Below are 19754 nucleotides of genomic sequence, written 5' to 3' on the forward strand. Positions count from 1 at the left end.
TAGGGCATGACCCTGACCCCGCCCGGGAGGTGAACCGCGTGTTCGTCTGCTCTTGCTTCGGTGTGACCGAGGAACAGGTGAGGGCCCACGCGGACGCCGGTGCCTGCACGCCCCGGCAGATCGCCTCCGCCTGCAAGGCCGGCACCGACTGCGGCGGTTGTGTGCGGCGCATCCAGGCCCTGCTCGGCCGGGGTGCCTGCCCCCGCCGGGAGCTGATCGAGACGGGCCGGCCGCCGCTCGCGGCGGAGCTGCCCGAAGCCGCCTAGCCGGTACGGCTCAGTACTTCTTGAAGCCGTCGGTGCCCGGCCCCGACGAGTCCGGCTGGCTCTGCTCGATCACCGTCGACAGGTACAGCGACTCGCCCAGCTTCTCGATCAGTTCGAGCTGGGTGTCGAGGTAGTCGATGTGGTGCTCCTCGTCGGCCAGGATCGCCTCGAAGACGTTCGCGGACGTGATGTCGTTCTTGTTGCGCATCACCTCGATGCCCCGGCGCAGCCGGTCGATGGCCTCGACCTCGATCTCCCGGTCGGCCTGGAACATCTCGGTGACCGTCTGCCCGACCCGGACGTGGAAGAGCCGCTGGTAGTTCGGCAGCCCGTCCAGGAGCAGGATGCGGTCGGTCAGGATCTCCGCGTGCCGCATCTCGTCGAAGGACTCGTGGCGGGTGTACTTGGCGAGCTTGGTCCAGCCCTTGTGGTCCTGCAGCTTCGAGTGCAGGAAGTACTGGTTGATCGCGGTCAGCTCGGCGGTCAGCTGCTCGTTGAGGAATTCGATGACCTCGGGGTCGCCCTGCATCGCAGAGGCTCCTTCCGCACGGGAACTGGCAGGTTGCGCCGCATGATTGCATTGCTTTCGAAGATCGTCCAGTAAGTCTGAGCTTAGTAAGTAAGTCCTGGCTTAGTCCCTTTAGTCGGTTCAGTTGTTTTTCGCCGGTTTCCGGGGAACGGTAAAAGGGCCCGTTCCGGGACATCGGCCTCGGTCTGTCAGGATGGAGGCATGGGTCATCCGGTGGGACACGAGTCGGGAGAGGGCGCTTCACGAGGGGCCGCGCAGCCCGATCTCCCGCCGGGGCAGCGCCTCCAGCGCGGCTGGCCGGTGACGCACTACGGACCGGTGCCGAAGTTCCGGCCCGAGCGCTGGGAGTTCCGGGTCTTCGGGGCCACCGCCGACGGCGCGAAGCACACCTGGAACCACGAGGAGTTCACGGCGCTGCCGTACACCACCGTCGTGGGCGATCTGCACTGCGTGACGAAGTTCAGCATGGTCGGCGCCGAGTGGGGCGGCATTCCGGCCCGCACCCTCCTGGACATCGCCCCGCCCGCCCCGTCCGTCACCCATGTGATGGTGTGGGCGGAGTACGGCTTCAGCTCCAATCTGCGGCTTGCGGACTTCGCCGCCGAGCGCACGCTCTTCGCCACCCACAAGGACGGCGAACTGCTCACCGCCGAGCACGGCTTCCCGCTGCGGCTGGTCGTCCCGCACCTGTACGCGTGGAAAGGGCCCAAATGGGTCCGCGGGGTCGAGTACATGACCGCCGACCGGCGCGGCTTCTGGGAGGAGCGCGGCTACCACAACATCGGCGACCCCTGGCGGGAGCAGCGCTACTCCTACCAGGAGGAACCGGGGGACGGCCCGGTGGCCTGAACCCGCCCGCTCAGCCGTCCCGCAGCCTCTTCAGCCGCGCCACGTCCGCCGCGTGCCCCTCCTTGCCCCCGGGGGTCTCGATGACCAGGGGGACGCCGGCGGTCGCGGGGTGGGTCATCAGCGCCCGGAACGGGTCCTCGCCGATGTGACCGGCGCCGATGTTGGCGTGCCGGTCCTTGTGGGCGCCCACCACGTCCTGGGAGTCGTTGGCGTGGATCAGCCTCAGCCGGCCCTCACCCACCGTGCCGACCAGCAGGTCGAGGGTCTGGTGGGCGCCCGCCGGGCCGGTCAGGTCGTGTCCGGCGGCGAAGATGTGGCAGGTGTCCAGGCAGACGCCCAGCTTCGGATGGGCGTCCAGCGCCTCGAAGTAGGGGCCGAAGTCCCAGGTCCGGGAGCACAGCGAGGCGCCCTGCCCGGCGGTCGACTCCAGCAGCAGCCAGGGATCGTCGTCGTGGGTCAGTTCCTCCAGCAGCGGCAGCAGCCGCTCCCGTACCTGCCTCAGGGCCACCGCCCGGTCCCGGCCGCCGGTCGCGCTGCCGGTGTGCACGACCACGCCGAGCGCGCCGATCTCCCGGCCCCGGCGCAGCGAGTGCCGCAGCGACTCCACCGACCGCTCCACGGTCGCCTCGGTGTGCGAGCCGAAGTTGATCAGGTACGGGGCGTGCACCCACGCGGTGACCGACTCCTCGGCGCAGGCCGAGCGGAACGCCTCGTCCTGCCGGGGGTTCCCGGCCGGGGTGGCCCACCCGCGCGGGTTGGCGACGAAGACCTGCACGGCCTCGGCCTTCAGATCACGGGCGTACGGCAGTCCTACGGAGTGCAGGCCCCCGGCGACGGGGACGTGGGCGCCCACGGGGTTGCGGGGCGCGGCGGGGGAGGGGGAAGGTGCGGTGCTCATCTCCCGACCCAGGATGCCAGGCGGCGGCGCGGCACCCCGGGCCAGGGGCGGGTCAGCGGATGGTGAGGGTGATGGTGGAGCCCTTGGGCGCGGTCTCGCCGCCCTCGACGGACTGGCTCTTGACGGTGTCGCCGAACAGGCCGAGCAGCCCGCGGTCCTCCTCGGTCTCGAAGCCGGCCGCCTCCAGCTCCCGCCGGGCGTCGTCCACGCTCTCCCCGGTGACGTCCGGGACCTCGATCCGCTCCGGCCCCTTGGAGACCGTCAGCGTCACGGTGTCGCCCTCGGCGACCCGCGTGCCGTCACCCGGGGTCTGCCGGGCCACCTGACCCGCGTCGTAGTCGTCGGAGGTCACCCGCCCGGCCGCGACCTTCACCTTCAGGCCGGCCCCGGTCAGTTCCGCCCGCGCGTCGGCCAGGTCGTCCCCGGTGACGTCCGGGACGTCTACCGCGCGGCCCTTGCTGACGGTGAGGGCGACCGCCGATCCGGCGCGCACGGTGGTGCCCGCCTTCGGCTCCGTGGAGACCACGAAGCCCTCGGGGACGTCCTCGCTGAACGCCTCGGTGACCATGCCGGGCTCCAGGCCGTCCGCATCGAGGACCGACCTGGCCCGGTCCAGCCGGTAACCCGACAGGTCGTCCAGCTTCACCGTCGCGGGGCCGTCGGAGAGGGTGAGCGAGACCGCGTCGTGGTTCCTGATCCGGGTGCCGGTGTCCGGGTCGGTGCTGATGACCGCCCCGCGCTCGACGGTGTCGCTGTGGGCGTGCCTGATCTCGCCGACGTCCAGCCCGGCCCGCTCCAGGCGGTCCCTGGCCTGCGCCTCGGTCTTCTCCAGCAGCGGCGGGACCTCGGTGAACTGGCCCGAGTTGATGTACCAGACGCCCGCGCCGACGCCGAGCGCCAGCAGGACGGCGACGACGACCGCCAGCGGGCCGCGCCGCGGTCCGGGACGGCGCCGCGCGGGCGGCGGGGTCTCCAGCCTGCTGGTGCGGTCGTAGCCGTCCCCGGCGGCGGGCTCCTCGTCCCCGTCCACCGGCAGCGGACGGACCAGGGGCAGCGACCGGGGGAGGACGCTCGTCCGGTCCTCCGCGGTGTCGTGCGCCCCGGACAGCGCCTGCGGCGGTACGGCGTCCAGCTGGGCGTCGGTGAGCGCGGCGCGGGCCCGGCGGGTCTCGCCGAGCAGCGCCACGGCGTCGTGCGGGCGGATCCCGGCGTTGCGGGCCGTCGCCGACGCCACCAGGGCGTCCAGCTCGTACGCCAGGTCCGGTACGGCGGCGGAGGGCGGCGGCACGTCCTCGTTGAGGTGCTGGTACAGGACCTGGGCGGGGGAGTCGCCGCGATGGGGCCTGGCGCCGGTCAGCATCTCGAACAGGACCACTCCGCACGCGTAGACGTCGACGCGGGGGTCGGCGGTGCCGTGCTCGATCTGCTCGGGCGCCAGGTAGGAGACGGTGCCGAGGACCGCGCCGGTGGTGCTGGTGACCGTGTTGACCGCCCGGACCAGGCCGAAGTCGGCGACCTTGACCCGGCCGTCGTCGCCGATCAGCACGTTCTCCGGCTTCATGTCGCGGTGGACGAACCCCGCGCGGTGCGCGGCGCCGAGCGCGGCCAGCACCGGCTCCAGGATGTCCAGCGCCGCCCGGGGCTGGAGCGCCCCGCGCTCGCGCAGCACGTCACGCAGGGTGCATCCGGAGACGTACTCCATGGCCAGGTAGACGTAGTCCCCGTCGGTGCCCTGGTCGAAGACCTGGACCACATTGGGGTGGGCGAGCCGGGCGACCGACTTGGCCTCGCGGATGAACCGCTCGACGAAGGTGCCGTCCGCCGCGAGCGTCGGGTGCATCACCTTCAGCGCGAGCACACGGTCCAGGCGGGTGTCCACGGCCCGGTAGACCGTGGCCATCCCGCCGACCGCGATCCGCGCGTCGACGCGGTACCGGCCGTCGAGCCGCTGCCCGACCAGAGGGTCCTGAAGGGTCGTGTCCACGCAGGTGAGTCTACGAGCCGTCGCTGACGGAGGGCTGGGGAAGGCGGGACCCCGCGCGCTACCGCGGCACGGCTGTGACACACTCCACGCGTCGTGGCCCGGGTCAGAACGCCGGCCGCTCCGGGTCCAGGGCGGCCAGGCCGTCCGTCGGGGAGGACGCCTCGGCGAAGTGCCGGCGCGGGATGCGCCCCGCCCGCCGGGCCAGCCGGCCCGCCTCCACCGCGTGCCGCATCGCCTCCGCCATCAGTACCGGCTCCTGCGCCCGGGTCACCGCCGAGGCGAGCATCACGCCCGCGCAGCCCAGCTCCATCGCCAGCGCCGCGTCCGACGCCGTCCCGGCGCCCGCGTCCAGGATCACCGGTACGCGCGCGTGCTCGACGATCAGCTGGAAGTTGTGCGGATTGCGGATGCCGAGTCCGGAGCCGATGGGCGAGCCCAGCGGCATGACCGCCGCGCAGCCGACGTCCTCCAGTTTCCGCGCGAGCACCGGGTCGTCGTTGGTGTACGGCAGCACCGTGAAGCCGTCGTCGACCAGGGTCTCGGCGGCGTCCAGCAGCTCGACCGGGTCGGGCAGCAGGGTGCGCTCGTCGGCGATGACCTCCAGCTTGACCAGGTCGGTGCCGAGGGCCTCGCGGGCCAGGCGGGCGGTCAGGACGGCCTCCCCGGCGGTGAAGCAGCCCGCCGTGTTGGGCAGGACGCGGATGCCGAGCCGCTCCAGCACGGAGAGGACCGAGCCGCGCACGGACGGGTCCACCCGCCGCATGGCGACCGTGGTCAGCTCGGTCCCGGACGCCGCCAGGGAACGTTCCAGCACATCGAGGCTGGGCGCCCCGCCGGTGCCCATGATCAGACGGGACGTGAAGGACGTACCGCCGAGGACGAAGGGGTCGTCGGCCATCGGGTCAGCCTCCTTGGACGGCGGTGAGGACTTCGACGCGGTCGCCGTCGGCCAGTTCCGTGGCCGACCACCGCGCGCGCGGGACGACGGTCTCGTTCAGGGCGGCGGCCACGCCGGACGGCGCCCGGGTGAGGGTGTGGACGAGGGCGTCGAGGGCGGTGCCCGGGGCCACCTCGCGCGGCTCCCCGTTGACCGAGATGCGCAGGCTCATGCGGACTGCTCCATGGGGGCGGGGGCGGGGGTGGGTGCGGGGGCGGCGGCGAACCGCTCCGGGGCGAAGGGGCGGGCCTCCTCCGGCAGCACCCCGGTGGTCAGGACGTGCGCCATGACGTCGCCGGTGACCGGGGTGAGCAGGACGCCGTTGCGGTAGTGGCCGGTGGCCAGCAGCAGGCCGTCCAGGGCGGTCGGGCCGAGCAGCGGCGCGTTGTCCGGGGAGGCGGGGCGCAGGCCGGCGAGCGTCTCCGTGAGGGGCAGCTCGGTGATGCCCGGGACCAGCTCGTGGGCGTCGCGCAGCAGCGCGTAGACGCCGCCGGCGGTGACCGTGGTGTCCCAGCCCAGCTCCTCGCTGGTCGCGCCGACGACGAGTTCGCCGCTCTCGCGCGGGACCAGGTAGAGGGGGTTGCCGCGGACCACCGCGCGGACCGTGCGGGTCAGCAGCGGCGGCCGGCCGGCCGGCATCGTCAGCCGCAGCACCTGGCCCTTCACCGGCCGGACCGGCGGCAGCACGCCCTCCGGGACGCCCGCGAGCCGGCCGCTGAGACTGCCCGCGGCCAGCACCACCCGCCCGGCCGGGAGCGCCATGCCGTCGGCGGTCACCACGCCCGTCGCCCGGTCCCGGTCCACGGTGAGCCGCCCGGCCGCCACCCGGTGGAAGGCCACGCCCGCCCGCTCGCAGGCGGCCAGCAGCGCCGCGGCCAGCCGCCGGGGGTCGATCTGGTGGTCGCCGTCCACCCGCAGCCCCCCGCGCACGCCGGGCGCGAGCATCGGCTCCAGGCGCCGGCACTCACGCCCCGTCAGCCACTCGGACTCCAGCCCCGAGCGGAGCTGGAAGGCGTGCAGTTCGCGCAGGTGGGCGCGGTCGTCGGCGTCGAGCGCGACGGCGAGGGTGCCGCAGCGGCGGTGACCGAGGTCCAGGCCGGTGGCGTCGGACAGCTCGGCGGCGAACTCCGGGTAGCGGCGGGCCGAGGCGAGGTTCAGGGCGAGCAGGGTCCGCTCGCCGTAGTGCAGCTCGGTGACGGCGGCCAGCATCCCGGCCGCCACCCGCGCGGCCCCGCCGCCCGGCGCCGGGTCCACCACCGCCGTGACCAGCCCGCGCTGCGCGGCCCGCCACGCCGTGACCAGGCCGATGACGCCGCCCCCGACGACCAGGACGTCGCACGCGGGGGACGCGTCGGGCGCTTCGGACGTGGATGACATGGGTGTCCAGCCCCTCCCTTCGCCGGCATGACCCGGATCAGGTTCGTACGGTCGGAGGCCGCCAGCCTCCCTCTCAGCCCGGTGCGTCCGGGCTCCCGCGAGTGCCTTACGTTGGCCACCCTAACCGCTCGTCATCCGCCTCTGTAAGGGAGCGTCCGCCCGTGGCACCTTCGCTCGATGGTCTCGTGTTCGCCCCGGTCGCCGACCAGGCGCCCGGCCAGGTGGGCACCCGTACCCGCTTCGCCTACCACGAGCGGGACGGCCGCGTCTGGGCCGAGTACGCCGGCGGGGACGTGGTGCGCGGATACCTGGTGGGGACCCGCGAGGGGGACCGGCTGGACTTCCGGTACGTCCAGCTCAGGACCGACGGCACCACCGCCTCGGGGCACTGCGTCTCCCAGGTCGCCGAGCTGCCGGACGGGCGGCTGCGGCTGGCGGAGAGCTGGGAGTGGGAGTCCCGCCCGGGCAGCGGCACGAGCGTGGTGGAGAGCGTGACGGCGCGGCCGGAGGACTGTGCAGCAGGTCACTGAACGTGCCCCCTGACCAACGGTGCGTCAGGTGTCTAAGGTGATCAGGTGAGTGAGCAGAGGCGGGAGCGAGGCGGCTCCGGACGGCGGGTGGTCGTCGTGGGCGCGGGCATGGCCGGCGTACAGACGGCCGTGGCCCTGCGCGAACAGGGCTTCACCGGCACCGTGACACTGATCGGCGCCGAACCGCACCAGCCGTACGACCGGCCGCCGCTGTCCAAGGCGATCCTGCTGGGCACCGCCGAGGGCTCCGCCTTCGACGTCGACTTCGAGGCGCTCGGCATCGAGGTGCGGCTCGGGCAGGAGGCGCTGGGCGTGCGCCCCGGCGCCCACCTGCTGGACACCTCCGCGGGGCCGGTCCCGTACGACTCCCTGGTCCTCGCCACCGGCGCCGAACCGCTGCGCCTGCCCGGCACCGAGGGCGTCCCCGGCGTCCATCTGCTGCGCACCCTGGACGACGCCGAACGGCTGCGTCCGGTGCTCGCCCGGCAGCACGACGTGGTGGTCGTCGGCGCGGGCTGGATCGGCGCCGAGTTCGCCACCGCCGCGCGGGAGGCGGGCTGCGCGGTGACCGTCGTGGAGGCCGCCGACCGGCCGCTCGCGGGTGCGCTGCCCGCCGCGGTGGCCGCTCCGATGACCGGCTGGTACGCCGACGCGGGCGTCGTCCTGCGCGCCCACACGCGCGTGGCGCGCGTCGAGCCCGGCGCGGTGGTCCTGGACGACGGCACGCGCGTGCCCGCCGGCGCGGTCGTCGTCGGCATCGGCGCCCGGCCCGCCACCGCCTGGCTGGCCGGCTCCGGCATCGCCCTCGGCGCGCACGGCGAGGTCCTCGCCGACGACCGGCTGCGCGCCTCGGTGCCCGACGTCCACGCGGTCGGCGACTGCGCCTCCTTCCCCTCCGCCCGGTACGGGGAGCGGCTGCTCGTGCACCACTGGGACAACGCCCTCCAGGGGCCGCGCACGGTGGCCGCCGACATCATCGGCGCCGCCGGCGGGGAACCGGCGCCGGTGTACGACCCGGTGCCGTACTTCTGGTCCGAGCAGTTCGGCCGGTTCGTCCAGTACGCCGGGCACCACCCGGCCGGCGACACCGTGGTCCGGCGGGGCGACCCCACCGGACCCGCCTGGACCGTGTGCTGGCTGCGCGCGGACCGTCTCGTGGCGCTGCTGGCGGTGGGGCGGCCCCGTGACCTGGCCCAGGGCCGGCGGCTGATCGAGTCCGGCGCGGCCCTGGACCCGGTGCTCCTCGCCGACCCGGCCAGGCCGCTGAAGGCGGCGACGGCGTGACCGGGCGGAACGCGTCGGCGCTGGTCGGAGGGGTCCGGTTTCCGCGTGTCAGTGGCAGATGGCAGGCTTGAGGGGTGACCGAGATTGACGCAAGGATCGATGCTCTCGTCCCCGCCTGGCTCACCCTTCCCGACATCGCCGAGATGTTCGACGTCGAGGTGACCCGGGTGCGGCAGCTGGTCAAGGACGGCCAGCTCATCGCCGTACGCCGCGGTGAGAACCGCGCGCTGCACGTGCCCGCGGCCTTCATCGACGGCGACAAGGTCGTCAAGGGCCTGTCCGGGACCCTGACGCTGCTGCGGGACGACGGCTACACGGACGAGGAGATGCTGGAGTGGCTGTTCACCCCGGACGACAGCCTGCCCGGTACGCCGGCCCAGGCACTCAGCGAGAACCGCGGCACGGAGGTGAAGCGCCGCGCCCAGGCGCTGGCCGTCTGACCGGCCGTCCGGCCCGCGCCTCCGGGACGCCGTGACGGGTCCATGACGCCGGCGGCGGTGTGCCCGGGGACCGGGTACGTCGTCGCCGGGGCGGGCCCGCGGCCGTGGGCTGTCGGCCTGCGGACGTGAGGTCCTGGGCCCGCGGCCACGAGGGGCCCGACCGGGGAGCGTCAGGCGCCGGGCCGGCGGCCCCGTGGCGCCGGGCCGGCAGCCGTTGAGGCGCAGGGCACGCGGCTCTCATCGCCACCCCCGGACGCTGGGCCGCCCCGCAGCCCTGCTCCGCACCACCAGCCGGGCCGGTGACCCACCAGGCCCCGCCACCGTCACCAGCACCAGAACCGGGCCCTGCCCGGCCGCCAGCCCGGACGAGGCCCCGCGCCCCGTCCGCCACCGAACACCGGGGGGACGCCCACATGCCCGACACGGCCACCACGACCGCCGCCGCCACGACCACCGACGGCTCCCCCCGCGACCGCCTCGCCGACGCCCGGCTCTACCTGTGCACGGACGCCCGCAAGCGCCAGGGCGACCTGCCGGAGTTCCTGGACGCGGTGCTGGCCGGCGGGGTCGACATCGTGCAGCTGCGCGACAAGGGCATGGAGGCCGCCGAGGAGCTGGAGCACCTCGCCGTGTTCGCCGACGCCTGCGCCCGCCACGGCAAGCTCCTCGCCGTCAACGACCGCGCCGACGTCGCCCACGCCGCCCGCGCCGACGTCCTCCACCTCGGCCAGGGCGACCTGCCCGTCCCCGCCGCCCGCGCGATCCTCGGCGCCGGCGTCCTCGTCGGCCGCTCCACCCACGCCGAGTCCGAGGCCGCCGCCGCGGCCACGCAGGACGGCGTCGACTACTTCTGCACCGGCCCCTGCTGGCCGACCCCCACCAAGCCCGGCCGGCCCGCCCCCGGCCTCGGTCTCGTCCGGTACGCGGCCGGCCTGCGCACCGACCGCCCCTGGTTCGCCATCGGCGGCATCGACCTGGACAACCTCGACCAGGTCCTCGACGCGGGCGCCCGCCGGGCCGTCGTCGTCCGCGCGCTCACCGAGGCCGACGACCCCGGCGCGGCGGCGGCCGAGTTCGCCCAGCGGCTCAGGAGCGCCCCCGCTGTCCAAGGGATGGACAAGTGAGCGACAATTCGGACAATCATCCGGCTCCGGTTGGGGGACCGCCGCCCCCTGGCTAACCTGCCCGTATGGCCCTCGGAACGGCATCGACCAGGACTGATCACGCGCGCACCGTCCGCGACATGCTCGCGACCGGCGAGACGACGTACTCGTTCGAGTTCTGGGCGCCCAAGACGGAGAAGGGCGAGCGCAACCTGTGGAACGCGCTCCGCAGGGTCGAGGCGGTGGCCCCCAGCTTCGTCTCCGTGACCTACGGAGCCGGCGGCTCCACCCGGGCCGGCACGGTGCGGGCGACCGAGCGGATCGCCTCCGACACCACCCTCACCCCCGTCGCCCACCTCACCGCCGTCAACCACTCCGTGGCGGAACTGCGCAACATCATCGGGCAGTACGCCGACGCCGGCATCCGCAACATCCTCGCCGTGCGCGGCGACCCGCCCGGCGACCCGATGGGCGACTGGGTGCCGCACCCGCAGGGCCTGACCTACGCCGCCGAACTCGTCGAACTCATCAAGGAGTCGGGCGACTTCTGCGTGGGCGTGGCCGCCTTCCCGGAGATGCACCCGCGCTCGGCCGAGTGGGACGAGGACGTCCGGCGCTTCGTCGACAAGTGCCGGGCCGGCGCCGACTACGCCATCACCCAGATGTTCTTCGACCCGGAGGCCTATCTCCGGCTGCGTGACAAGGTCGTCGCGGCGGGCTGCGAGACCCCGGTCATCCCCGAGGTCATGCCGGTGACCAGCGTGAAGATGCTGGAGAGACTGCCGAAGCTCAGCAACGCCGCGTTCCCCGACGACCTGAAAGAACGCATCCTCACGGCAAAGGACGATCCGACCGCTGTACGCTCCATTGGCATCGAGTTCGCCACGGAGTTCTGCGCGCGGCTGCTGGCCGAAGGTGTGCCCGGGCTGCACTTCATCACGCTGAACAACTCCACGGCGACGCTGGAAATCTACGAGAACCTGGGCCCGCACCGCTCACCGCGGGCCTGGACCGGCCGCACGTCCGTACGACACACTGCGTAGCGGCCACTGGGAGAGGGGCGTACATGGGCTGGGCGGTCCTCTACATCGCGTTCGGCGTCGTCGCGCTGTGGCTGCTCGGTGAGGTGCTGCTGCAGTACAAGGCGCGCCTGCGCTGGCGGCTGCTGGCCTTCGCCGGCTTCCTCGGCGTGGTGGCCGGCGTGCTGGTCTCGTCGGTCGTCGTCATCGGGCTCGGCGCGATCGCCTTCGCGGTCGGCCAGACCTACGTCACCCTGTCCTTCCGCCGCGGCTTCGCCTCCGGCTGGGCGGTGCAGGCCCCCGCCGGACTGCCCGGCAGCAAGCGCCGCCGGCCCGAACGGGCCCGCGAGGAACCGACGTCGGAGGTCTCGGACCAGGAGGCGGCCGAGCCCGGCCTCCCCGGCGACCGGACCCCCGCCGACGACCACACCGCCGTCCAGGACACCACCGCGTACGGCTACCGGGGCGACGACCCGGACGACGTGTTCGCCCCCGGGCGCCCCGACGGCACCCCGGCCGAGGGCACCCCCGTCTACCAGCCGCTGCCGATGCCCGACGACACCGGCACCTACGGCACCTACGACTCGGCGGGGTACGGCCAGGACCAGCAGCAGACCCCGGCCGCGCAGCCCGCCGACGCCTCCTACGGCTACGACTACTCCGGCTACGCGCAGCAGGGCTACGGCTACGACGCCACCGGCCAGCAGCAGTACGCCGCCTACTCCGACCCGTACATCGGCACCCACACCTACGGCGGGACCGGGTACGAGACCGGCTACGACGCCTCCGGGCAGCAGCAGGGGTACCCGCAGCAGGGCTACGGCCAGGACGCGTACGGCACCGGCGGCTACGGCGGCGAGACGCCCCCCGGCGGCGTCTGGGTCCCGCAGCAGCGCAGCACCGACGACCCGTACGGCGGCGAACTCCCGCCGGAACAGCCCTACGACGGGCAGCAGCCGCAGGGCGGCCACGGCCAGGGCTACGACGAGCAGCAGTACCGCTACTGACGCCCCCGGAGCCCGTCACGGCGGGCCCGGCACCGCGAGGCCGTCAGGCCGGGCCCGTCACCGGTGCCCGTTCACTGCGAGCCCCTGAACTCCGGTCCCTCCACGATCAGTCCGGCGACCAGCGCGCCCGACATCCCGGCGTGCGGCAGCCCGCCGCCCGGATGCGACCAGCCGCCCACGGTGAACAGGCCCCCGGTGCGCGTGCCGTTCGCCGGACGCAGCAGACGCCCGCCCGCCGCGGCCAACGCCGGGGCCGGCACCGCGCCGCCCGCCGCGCCGGTCACCTCCGCGACGTCCGCCGGGGTGCGGACCTCGTGCCACAGCAGACGGTCACGCAGCCCGGGGACGGCCCGCCCGGCGGCGGCGATCAGCTGATCCGCCCACGCCTCGGAGCCGGAGGTGCCCGCAGGCACGGTCGCCGTGAGGACGGCCGCCTCGTGGTCGGCGTCCGGTATCAGCGCCGGGTCGTCCGGCCGCAGCACCGTCACCGTCGGCCGGACCGCCGCCCCGGTCCCCCCGAACAGGGCGTCCAGCTCGGCCTCCCGGTCCGGCGCGTGCACCACCGTGCGGTGGGCGGCGCCCTCGGGCCGGGCGCCGCGCAGCGCCAGCAGCACCGCCAGCCGGCTCGCCGCGCCGGGACGCGCCGGGACGTCGTCCGCGCCGCGCACCGCCGTGCCCGCGGTCAGCCGGTCCAGCACGCCGGGCGCCACACCGGCGACCACGAACTCCGCCTCGTCCACCGCGCCGTCGGCCAGCTCCACGCCCGCCGCCCGGCCGTCCTTCTCCCGGACCGCCGTCACCTCGGTGTCGAAACGGAACTCCACCCTGCGGGCCAGGCACCGCTCGTACACCGCCCGCGCCAGCTCCCGCAGCCCGCCGCGGACGTACCACGTACCGAAGGCGTGCTCCATGTACGGCAGGACGGCGGCGCTCGCCGGTGCCGTGCGCGGGTCCAGGCCGTGCGCGAGGGCGTGGCTCTCCAGGAGCGCCGCCAGCCGGGCGTCGCGCAGCTCCCAGGCGCCGATCTCCGCGAGCGTCCCGGCCCGGCGGGTGCGCAGCAGCCGCTTGTGCGGGACGGCCGGGTAGGGCTCGCGCTCGGCCAGCACCCGCCAGTCCGGCCACAGCGGCTCCTCCAGCAGCGGCCGGCGGGTCCGGTCCCAGGCCTCGCGGGCCCGCACCAGGAAATCGCCCCAGCGCTGCCCGGCACCCGGGCCGAGCGCCTCGTCCAGGGCACCGACCACGCCCGCGCGGGAGGCGTTGGGCAGTACCGCCTCGGTGCCGTCCGCGAAGAGGTGCCGGGACGACGGATCGACCTGGACCAGCTCCACGCACCGCTCCAGCGGCTCCTTGCCGGTCTTCACGAACAGGTCCCGCCAGACCGCGGGCAGCGGCAGCAGACCGGGGCCGGTGTCGAAGGAGAAACCGTCCCGCTCGAAACGGCGCAGCGCGCCGCCGTACGTCCCGGTGCGCTCGTACACCGTCACCCGGTGGCCCGCGACGGCCAGCCGGGCCGCCGCCGCCAACGCGCCCATCCCGGCGCCGATCACCGCAATCCGTGCCATGCCAGGGACTTTATCCGCCCCCGCTGACAGCCCCGTCCGCAGGGCCGCTGACCTGCGGCGTCACGGTGACGGCGGCGGCCGGGGGAGTACGGCGGCGGGGGCGCCCGGCACCAGGCCCGGCCGGACCGCTCCGAGGGCCGCCGCGCAGGCGTGAGTACGGGTACCTAGGCGGACAGTTGAGTAGCCGCACGGATGGGCGCCGACCTGCGGAAACGAGAGAGTGGGGACCACGGAGAGGGGGCACGGCCCCGGTACCGGCGACACGGGGCGCCGGAACGGAGGCCGGGCCCGCGATCCGCTCCTCCCGCCGGCCGAGGCCGACGGGAGCGAGGCACGGGGGAACCCGGAGGACGGCCGGCGGGGGAACGTACGGCGGTCCGACGGGGGATCGTACGGGGGTACGGGGGAGCAAGAGGGAGCGCCGGTCCGGCGCCGGCCCGCGGGGGACGCGGCCACGGCGGACCGGCGCTCTCCCGTGCGGTGCTCCGCTTCCGGGAACCGGCCCGCTCACCTGCCCGGGAGCAGCCGGGACAGCGCCGCGTGCACCTCGTCGAGGGAACGCCCCGGCTGGAAGGACTGCCAGTCCAGCGCCGCCACCAGCACCATCCCGAACAGCGCGGCGGCCGTCAGTGTCACATCGGTGTCCGCCTCCAGCTCGCCCCGGGCCGCACCCGCCCGCAGCACGTCCTCCACGACCGCGACGGCCTCCTGCCTGACCACCGCCAGCGTGGCCTGCCAGGCCCGGTTGGTACGCCACAGCTCGGCCACGTACAGCTGGGTGAAGGCCGGATAGCGCTCGATGAAGACCAGGCCCGCGCGGACCATCGCGTCCAGCGCGCCCACGGTGCCGCCCCCGTCCCGCGCGGCCCGCCCGGCGGCCTCCCGCAGGGACGCGGTGAGCAGGCCCACGCCGTGCCGCAGCAGTTCCTCGAAGAGATCGGCCTTGCCGGCGAAGTTGTAGTAGACCGTGCCCTTGGCGACCCCGGCCCGCTCGGCGATCTGGTCCACGGTGGTGGCGGAGAAGCCCTGCTCCGCGATGAGGGTGACGGCCGCCTCGTAGAGCCGCTGCCGGGTGACCTCGCGACGGCCGCCGGGCGGGGTGGCGCTGCTGTTCTCCATGGCCCCGATTCTCCCGGCCCGCCCGGCCCCGCCCGCGCCACCCGAACCCCTGATCGAGGCAAAAGTCCAGGTCAGCACGGATTGTCAGTGCCATACCTCACGATGGGTACATACGGCATCCGTGCCGTCACACAGACGACAGGAGGTTCGTCATGGCCAACTCCTCCGCGGCCGCCGCCCGCCGGCGCCGCGCCACCGGCCCTGCCCCCTCACTGACCGGACCGGCGAGCGACGTGCATCCGGTGCTGCGCCGGACCACCGCTCCGCCCGCCGCCCTCGACCTGCTCGCCCAGGCCCACGCCGGGCTGGACGAGGCCACCGTCCTCGAAACGCCCAACGAGCGGTACGCGCAGGCCCACCTCGCCGCCCTGCGCACCGCCGCCGCCGTACTCGCCGCCCGGGGCCGGCCCGAGACCACGCCCCGGGCCCGGGCCCGCATCCGCAGCGCCTGGGAGGTACTGCCCGAGATCGCGCCCGAGCTGGCCGAGTGGAGCGCGCTGTTCGCCTCGGGCGCCCAGCGCCGGGCCCGCGCCGAGGCCGGCATCAAGGGCGCGGCCAGCGGCCGGGACGCCGACGACCTGATACGCGACGTCGCGATGTTCCTGCGCCTGGTGGAGCGGATGCTCGTCCTCCAGCCGGTCCTCCCGCAGCCCCGTCCGGACACCGGCCGCCCGGACGCCGGGTGACCGGGCAGGGCGGAGGAGGCGATGACTAGGCAATAGGGTGGGAGGCGCCTGAAGCCTTCCCCCTTCCGTGCCGGGCGCCGGCCCGGCGGCCCGAGGGGAGGCAGCCCGTTCGCTCCGCCGATGCCAGAGGCGGTGCCGCGCCGAGGAGTCAACTGCCGTGTCGGACCCGTCGCGCCCCCGCGCTTCCCTCCGTACCGCCGTGGTCCAGGAGGTCCTCCGGGACGCCCTCGACCGCCGCGTCAAGGCCACGGGGCGGCCGGCGCTGGACGTCCTCGACACCGGGGGCGGCAGCGGCAACTTCGCCGTGCCGCTGGCCCGCCTCGGCCACCACGTCACCGTCGTCGACCCGAGCCCCAACGCGCTGTTCGCCCTGGAGCGCCGGACCGCCGAGGCGGGCGTCGCCGACCGGGTGCGCGGCGTCCAGGGCGACGCCCACGGCCTCTTCGACGTGATCGAGCGCGGCGGCTACGACGCGGTGCTCTGCCACGGCGTCCTGGAGTACGTCGACGACCCGGCCGAGGGCGTGCGCAACGCGGTGGCCGCCCTGCGCCCCGAGGGCGTCCTCAGCCTGCTCGCCGCCGGCCTGGGCGGCGCGGTGCTCGCCCGCGCCCTCGCCGGGCACTTCACCGAGGCCCGGCATGCCCTCGGCGATCCGGCCGGCCGCTGGGGCAGCGGCGACCCCGTGCCGCGCCGCTTCACCGCCGAGCAGCTCACCGCACTGGTCGAGGGCGCGGGCCTGACGACCGCCGCCGTCCACGGGGTGCGGGTCTTCGCCGACCTCGTCCCCGGCGTCCTGGTGGACACCGAGCCCGGCGCCCTGGACGCGCTGCTGAAGCTGGAGGCCGCGGCGGCCGAACTACCGGCCTTCCACTCCGTGGCCACCCAGCTCCACGTGCTCGGCGAGACGCGGGGCGCCTGACGGGACGGACGGGGTGGGCGGGGTCTGAGCCACCTGGCGGGATATGGCCCTGATCAGCTCGTTGCCCGCACATGGAGTACGCCACAGGCCCCCCGAACGGAGGCCCGGCGCCGTATGATCGAGGGAGACCGTCCGGCATGACGGGTCGGCCGCTGGGGAATGGAAATCTAGCGGGCCGGGTCCTCCATGGCGGGAACCGGTCTGGCCAATTGGCGTAGAGGGGCGGGTTTCACGGGGGCGATTCCCTGCCTATCCTGAAGGGACCCCCCGGGTCGCCCCGGCGACTGCACGATGAGGAGGACGCCGTGCCGCTCTCGGAGCACGAGCAGCGCATGCTCGAGCAGATGGAGCGAGCGCTGTACGCCGAAGATCCCAAGTTCGCGACAGCGCTCGAGGGAAGCGGGCTGCGTACGTACACCCGGCGACGGGTCTACCAGGCGGTCGCTGGCTTCCTCGTCGGTATCGCGCTCCTCATGGCCGGGATGGTCGCCAAGCAGGTCTGGCTCAGCGTGGTGGGCTTCCTCGTCATGCTGGGCTGCGCGGTCCTCGCCGTGACCGGCTGGCGCAAGGCTCCGAAGCCGGGCGAGCAGCCCGTCGCCGGAGCCGCGCCGCAGGGCGGACAGACCCGCCAGAAGCGGTCGATGATGGACCGCATCGAGGAGCGCTGGCAGCGCCGGCGCGACGAGCAGGGCGGTCACTGAGACCCGGCCGGGCGCGACGCCCGGCCGACGCATGACCCCTGACATGAGCGACGTGCACGGGTGAGGGGCGACCACCGGCCGGTGGTCGCCCCTCACCCGTTCGTCCGTTCACCCGTTCGTCCGTATGCTCAGCTCTCCGCCTGGTCGCCCCGCGGCCGGCGCAGCACGGGCCGGACCGACGCGAGCCGGTCCCCGAGCGCGGCCCGGCGGGCGGACGCCGCCCAGATCACCCGGACCGCCGACCGCGGGACGAACCGCGCCCGCAGCCTCGTGCCCCGGCCGGCCGCCGCCCGCAGCCCGGCCGTCACCCGCCGGACGTCCTCCGTCAGACCCGTGACCGGACGTGGCCGGGGAGCGTAGAGGACCTGCTCCACCGCGTCCGCCACCCGGTGCACGGCCGCGGCGGCCACCGGGTCGAGCCGTCCCAGCCGGACCACCCGGGCCGCCGCCCTGCGCGGCGTCTGCGACTCCTCCGGCGCGATCCCGAAGTCCCACGCCGTGTCGGTCAGCTCCCGCCAGGCCGCCAGGGTGCGGGGCGCCGCATCCGCCGCCGAGCGGCCGTGCGCACCCAGCCGGACCGACCGCAGCCGGGCCCGCCACAGCAGCGGGGAGAACGGCAGGACCAGCACCACCAGCCCGGCCAGCGCCCAGGCCAGCGACGCGTACCAGCGCGGGCCGCCGTCGTCCGGGGCGATCGCGGCCTGCGGCGACTCGCTCCCGCAGCCGTCCAGCTTCTTCTCCTGGGCGGTGCAGCTCTCGCTCGCCGACGCCGTGGCCGACGGCTCCTCGGACGCCTCCCGGGACGGGCGCGCGGCATCCGGCAGCGTGGTGCCCGGAGCGTCCGGCACGGTGTACGGGGGAATGGTCCCCCGGTTCGGAGTCGGCTCGAAACGGGTCCAGCCGACGCCCTCGAAGTACAGCTCGGGCCAGGCGTGCGCGTCCCGCAGGCCCACGGCCACCGTGCCGTCCGCCTGCTGGGAACCGGGTGCGAAACCGACCGCGACCCGGGCCGGTATGCCCAGCGAACGGGCCATCGCCGCCATCGCGAACGAGAAGTGCACGCAGAAGCCCTGCTTGTCCTCCAGGAAGCGGGCGATCGCCCGGGAGCCGCTGCCCGCCTGCACCCGGGTGTCGTACTCGAACCCGCCGGTGAGCGCGAAGTAGTCCTGGAGCTTGACGGCCTGGTCGTAGGCGTCGGTCGCGCCCTCGGTGACCTCCCGGGCGGTGCGGGCCACGACCGGGGGCAGCGAGTCGGGCAGCGCGGTGTACTCGCGCTCCATCGCCGCCGAGGGCCGTGGCGCGCCCGCCAGCTGCTCCGCCGTCGGCCGGACCTCCAGACTGCTGACCTCGTACGTCAGACCGCGGGTGTTCTGGCCGTGGTCGCCGACCAGGGTCATGCCGACCGGCTCGTACCGCCAGGACCCGTCGACCCGTACCCCGCTCGGCGGGTACGGCATCGGCAGCCAGTCCTGGGCGTACCACTCCGCCGCCGTGATCCGGCTGCGGACCTCGGCCCGCTCGACGTCGGGGCCGAGACCCGCCGGGGTGGGGAAGGAGCCGTCCGGGACGGTGGTGATCTGGCGTCTGGACGGCTTCCACGTGGTGCCGTCGAAGTCGTCCAGGGAGACGATCCGCAGATACAGGTCCGAGAGGTTCTCGCTCTCGGTGCGGACGGTGAGGACCTGCCGGTCCTCGTCCACGTTGAGACTGTCGCGCAGCGAGACCAGCGGGTTCACCGCGGAGATGGTGCCGCCGCCCCCGCCGCCGGAGCCCATGCCCGCGCCGGTGCCGTCCAGCAGCCCGCCGTCCATCGCCGGCAGGCCCAGCGGCACCACCAGGGCGATGCCCAGCGCGAGCGCGCCGATCCGCCGGCCGGTGCGCACCGGGGCGAGGGCCCGGGTCGGCTCGGCACCCGGGGAGCGCGGGGCGCCGCCGAAGACCCGGCCCCACTGCGCGAGCCGGTCGCGTCCCTCGGCGAGCAGCAGCATCAGATAGCCGGCCGCGGCGAGCAGGAACCACAGCCAGTCGGCACCGCCGTCCGACAGCCCCGCGGCCACCGAGTACAGCGCCAGCAGCGGCAGCCCGGCCGGCGCCGCACCCCGGAACGTCACCGCCAGGGTGTCCACCAGCAGCCCGATCACCAGCACGCCGCCGACCAGCATCAGCCGGATGCCGTCGGACTCCAGCGGCGCCGGGATCGCGTACCGGGCGATGTCGTCGCCGCCCTGCCGCAGCAGCTCGGCGAAGTGCCGGAAGGTGTCCGGGCCGGGGACCAGCCCGGCGAACGACTGCGCACGGGCGAAGGACAGGGTCAGCAGCATCAGGGCGGTCAGTGCCTGCGCGGCGACGGTCAGCGGCCGGGCCAGCGGCACCCGGCGGGCCGCCGCGCCCACCCCCGACTGGATCGCCAGCAGGAACGCCGCCTGGAGGATCCAGACGGCCGGATCGACCAGCGGCAGCAGCGCGCACGCCGCCAGCAGCGTGGCCGCCCAGGCCGCCAGGGTCAGCCGCGCACGGCCGCTCATCGGATGCCCTCCCGCGCGA

The 19754-nt window shown here is 74.8% G+C and carries 20 protein-coding genes and 1 riboswitch; of the genes, 11 read left to right on the top strand and 9 right to left on the bottom strand.

The genetic code is table 11. The features are described from left to right. The first annotated feature begins 38 nt into the window (after positions 1–38). Positions 39–266: a (2Fe-2S)-binding protein gene (locus Sdagh_RS31905; protein ID WP_226536001.1), complete on the top strand. Its 228-nt coding sequence runs from the start codon at positions 39–41 to the stop codon at positions 264–266. A gap of 10 nt (positions 267–276) precedes the next feature. Here Sdagh_RS31905 and bfr read toward each other — a convergent pair whose 3' ends face one another. Further along, the gene (gene bfr, locus Sdagh_RS31910) at positions 277–795 is read right to left on the bottom strand and encodes a bacterioferritin (protein ID WP_189413565.1); all 519 of its coding nucleotides are present in this window, start codon (positions 793–795) and stop codon (positions 277–279) included. Positions 796–996: 201 nt separating this feature from the next. On the opposite strand from bfr, the gene Sdagh_RS31915 reads away from it, so the two are divergent. Next, positions 997–1644, top strand: a complete 648-nt coding sequence (locus tag Sdagh_RS31915) for a sulfite oxidase-like oxidoreductase (RefSeq protein WP_189413567.1) — start codon at positions 997–999, stop codon at positions 1642–1644. Positions 1645–1654: 10 nt separating this feature from the next. On the opposite strand, the gene Sdagh_RS31920 is transcribed toward Sdagh_RS31915, so the two are convergent. The 5 genes from Sdagh_RS31920 to thiO all read right to left on the bottom strand — a co-directional run bounded on the left by Sdagh_RS31920 (position 1655) and on the right by thiO (position 6840). Continuing rightward, positions 1655–2542, bottom strand: coding sequence for a deoxyribonuclease IV (locus Sdagh_RS31920; RefSeq protein WP_189413568.1), 888 nt, complete (start codon positions 2540–2542; stop codon positions 1655–1657). Positions 2543–2594: 52 nt separating this feature from the next. Continuing rightward, entirely contained in the window at positions 2595–4526 is a 1932-nt protein-coding gene (gene pknB / locus Sdagh_RS31925) for a Stk1 family PASTA domain-containing Ser/Thr kinase (protein WP_189413570.1), read from the bottom strand. Positions 4527–4629: 103 nt separating this feature from the next. Further along, complete coding sequence (locus Sdagh_RS31930) at positions 4630–5424, bottom strand: thiazole synthase (protein ID WP_189413572.1); 795 nt, start codon at positions 5422–5424, stop codon at positions 4630–4632. A gap of 4 nt (positions 5425–5428) precedes the next feature. After that, entirely contained in the window at positions 5429–5629 is a 201-nt protein-coding gene (gene thiS, locus Sdagh_RS31935) for a sulfur carrier protein ThiS (RefSeq protein WP_189413819.1), read from the bottom strand. Positions 5630–5631: 2 nt separating this feature from the next. After that, a complete protein-coding gene (thiO, locus tag Sdagh_RS31940; RefSeq protein WP_189413574.1) occupies positions 5632–6840 on the bottom strand; it encodes a glycine oxidase ThiO in 1209 nt (402 codons plus the stop codon). Further along, positions 6838–6949: riboswitch (TPP riboswitch) on the bottom strand. (Overlaps the previous gene by 3 nt.) A gap of 52 nt (positions 6950–7001) precedes the next feature. Here thiO and Sdagh_RS31945 point away from each other — a divergent pair. The 6 genes from Sdagh_RS31945 to Sdagh_RS31970 all read left to right on the top strand — a co-directional run bounded on the left by Sdagh_RS31945 (position 7002) and on the right by Sdagh_RS31970 (position 12223). Further along, complete coding sequence (locus Sdagh_RS31945) at positions 7002–7370, top strand: avidin-fold protein (RefSeq protein WP_189413576.1); 369 nt, start codon at positions 7002–7004, stop codon at positions 7368–7370. A gap of 45 nt (positions 7371–7415) precedes the next feature. Continuing rightward, positions 7416–8654 (top strand): NAD(P)/FAD-dependent oxidoreductase, encoded by a 1239-nt coding sequence (locus Sdagh_RS31950; protein WP_226536004.1) that lies wholly within the window; start codon positions 7416–7418, stop codon positions 8652–8654. Between the two features lie 74 nt (positions 8655–8728). After that, positions 8729–9094, top strand: a complete 366-nt coding sequence (locus Sdagh_RS31955) for an Rv2175c family DNA-binding protein (protein WP_189413578.1) — start codon at positions 8729–8731, stop codon at positions 9092–9094. Positions 9095–9507: 413 nt separating this feature from the next. Next, entirely contained in the window at positions 9508–10218 is a 711-nt protein-coding gene (gene thiE / locus Sdagh_RS31960; RefSeq protein ID WP_189413580.1) for a thiamine phosphate synthase, read from the top strand. Between the two features lie 65 nt (positions 10219–10283). Next, positions 10284–11240, top strand: a complete 957-nt coding sequence (gene metF, locus Sdagh_RS31965) for a methylenetetrahydrofolate reductase [NAD(P)H] (protein ID WP_189413582.1) — start codon at positions 10284–10286, stop codon at positions 11238–11240. A gap of 23 nt (positions 11241–11263) precedes the next feature. Next, the gene (locus tag Sdagh_RS31970; protein ID WP_189413584.1) at positions 11264–12223 is read left to right on the top strand and encodes an SCO2102 family sporulation regulator; all 960 of its coding nucleotides are present in this window, start codon (positions 11264–11266) and stop codon (positions 12221–12223) included. Positions 12224–12294: 71 nt separating this feature from the next. On the opposite strand, the gene Sdagh_RS31975 is transcribed toward Sdagh_RS31970, so the two are convergent. Then, positions 12295–13785 (bottom strand): phytoene desaturase family protein, encoded by a 1491-nt coding sequence (locus tag Sdagh_RS31975; protein ID WP_189413586.1) that lies wholly within the window; start codon positions 13783–13785, stop codon positions 12295–12297. Between the two features lie 507 nt (positions 13786–14292). After that, a complete protein-coding gene (locus tag Sdagh_RS31980; protein ID WP_189413588.1) occupies positions 14293–14904 on the bottom strand; it encodes a TetR/AcrR family transcriptional regulator in 612 nt (203 codons plus the stop codon). A 152-nt stretch (positions 14905–15056) separates the two neighbouring features. On the opposite strand from Sdagh_RS31980, the gene Sdagh_RS31985 reads away from it, so the two are divergent. The 3 genes from Sdagh_RS31985 to Sdagh_RS31995 all read left to right on the top strand — a co-directional run bounded on the left by Sdagh_RS31985 (position 15057) and on the right by Sdagh_RS31995 (position 17210). Further along, positions 15057–15590 (top strand): SAV_6107 family HEPN domain-containing protein, encoded by a 534-nt coding sequence (locus tag Sdagh_RS31985; protein ID WP_189413590.1) that lies wholly within the window; start codon positions 15057–15059, stop codon positions 15588–15590. 157 nt (positions 15591–15747) lie between these two features. Next, a complete protein-coding gene (locus tag Sdagh_RS31990; protein ID WP_190077363.1) occupies positions 15748–16509 on the top strand; it encodes a class I SAM-dependent methyltransferase in 762 nt (253 codons plus the stop codon). A gap of 305 nt (positions 16510–16814) precedes the next feature. Continuing rightward, positions 16815–17210, top strand: coding sequence for an SCO2097 family morphological protein (locus Sdagh_RS31995; protein WP_190008158.1), 396 nt, complete (start codon positions 16815–16817; stop codon positions 17208–17210). 128 nt (positions 17211–17338) lie between these two features. Here the strand turns inward: Sdagh_RS31995 and Sdagh_RS32000 are convergent, their stop codons facing one another. Beyond that, a complete protein-coding gene (locus tag Sdagh_RS32000) occupies positions 17339–19735 on the bottom strand; it encodes a transglutaminase TgpA family protein (protein ID WP_190077362.1) in 2397 nt (798 codons plus the stop codon). Positions 19736–19754 lie beyond the last annotated feature (19 nt).

Origin of the sequence: Streptomyces daghestanicus (genome assembly GCF_020521275.1) — a bacterium.
GTDB classification, from domain to species: Bacteria; Actinomycetota; Actinomycetes; order Streptomycetales; family Streptomycetaceae; genus Streptomyces; species Streptomyces griseoviridis.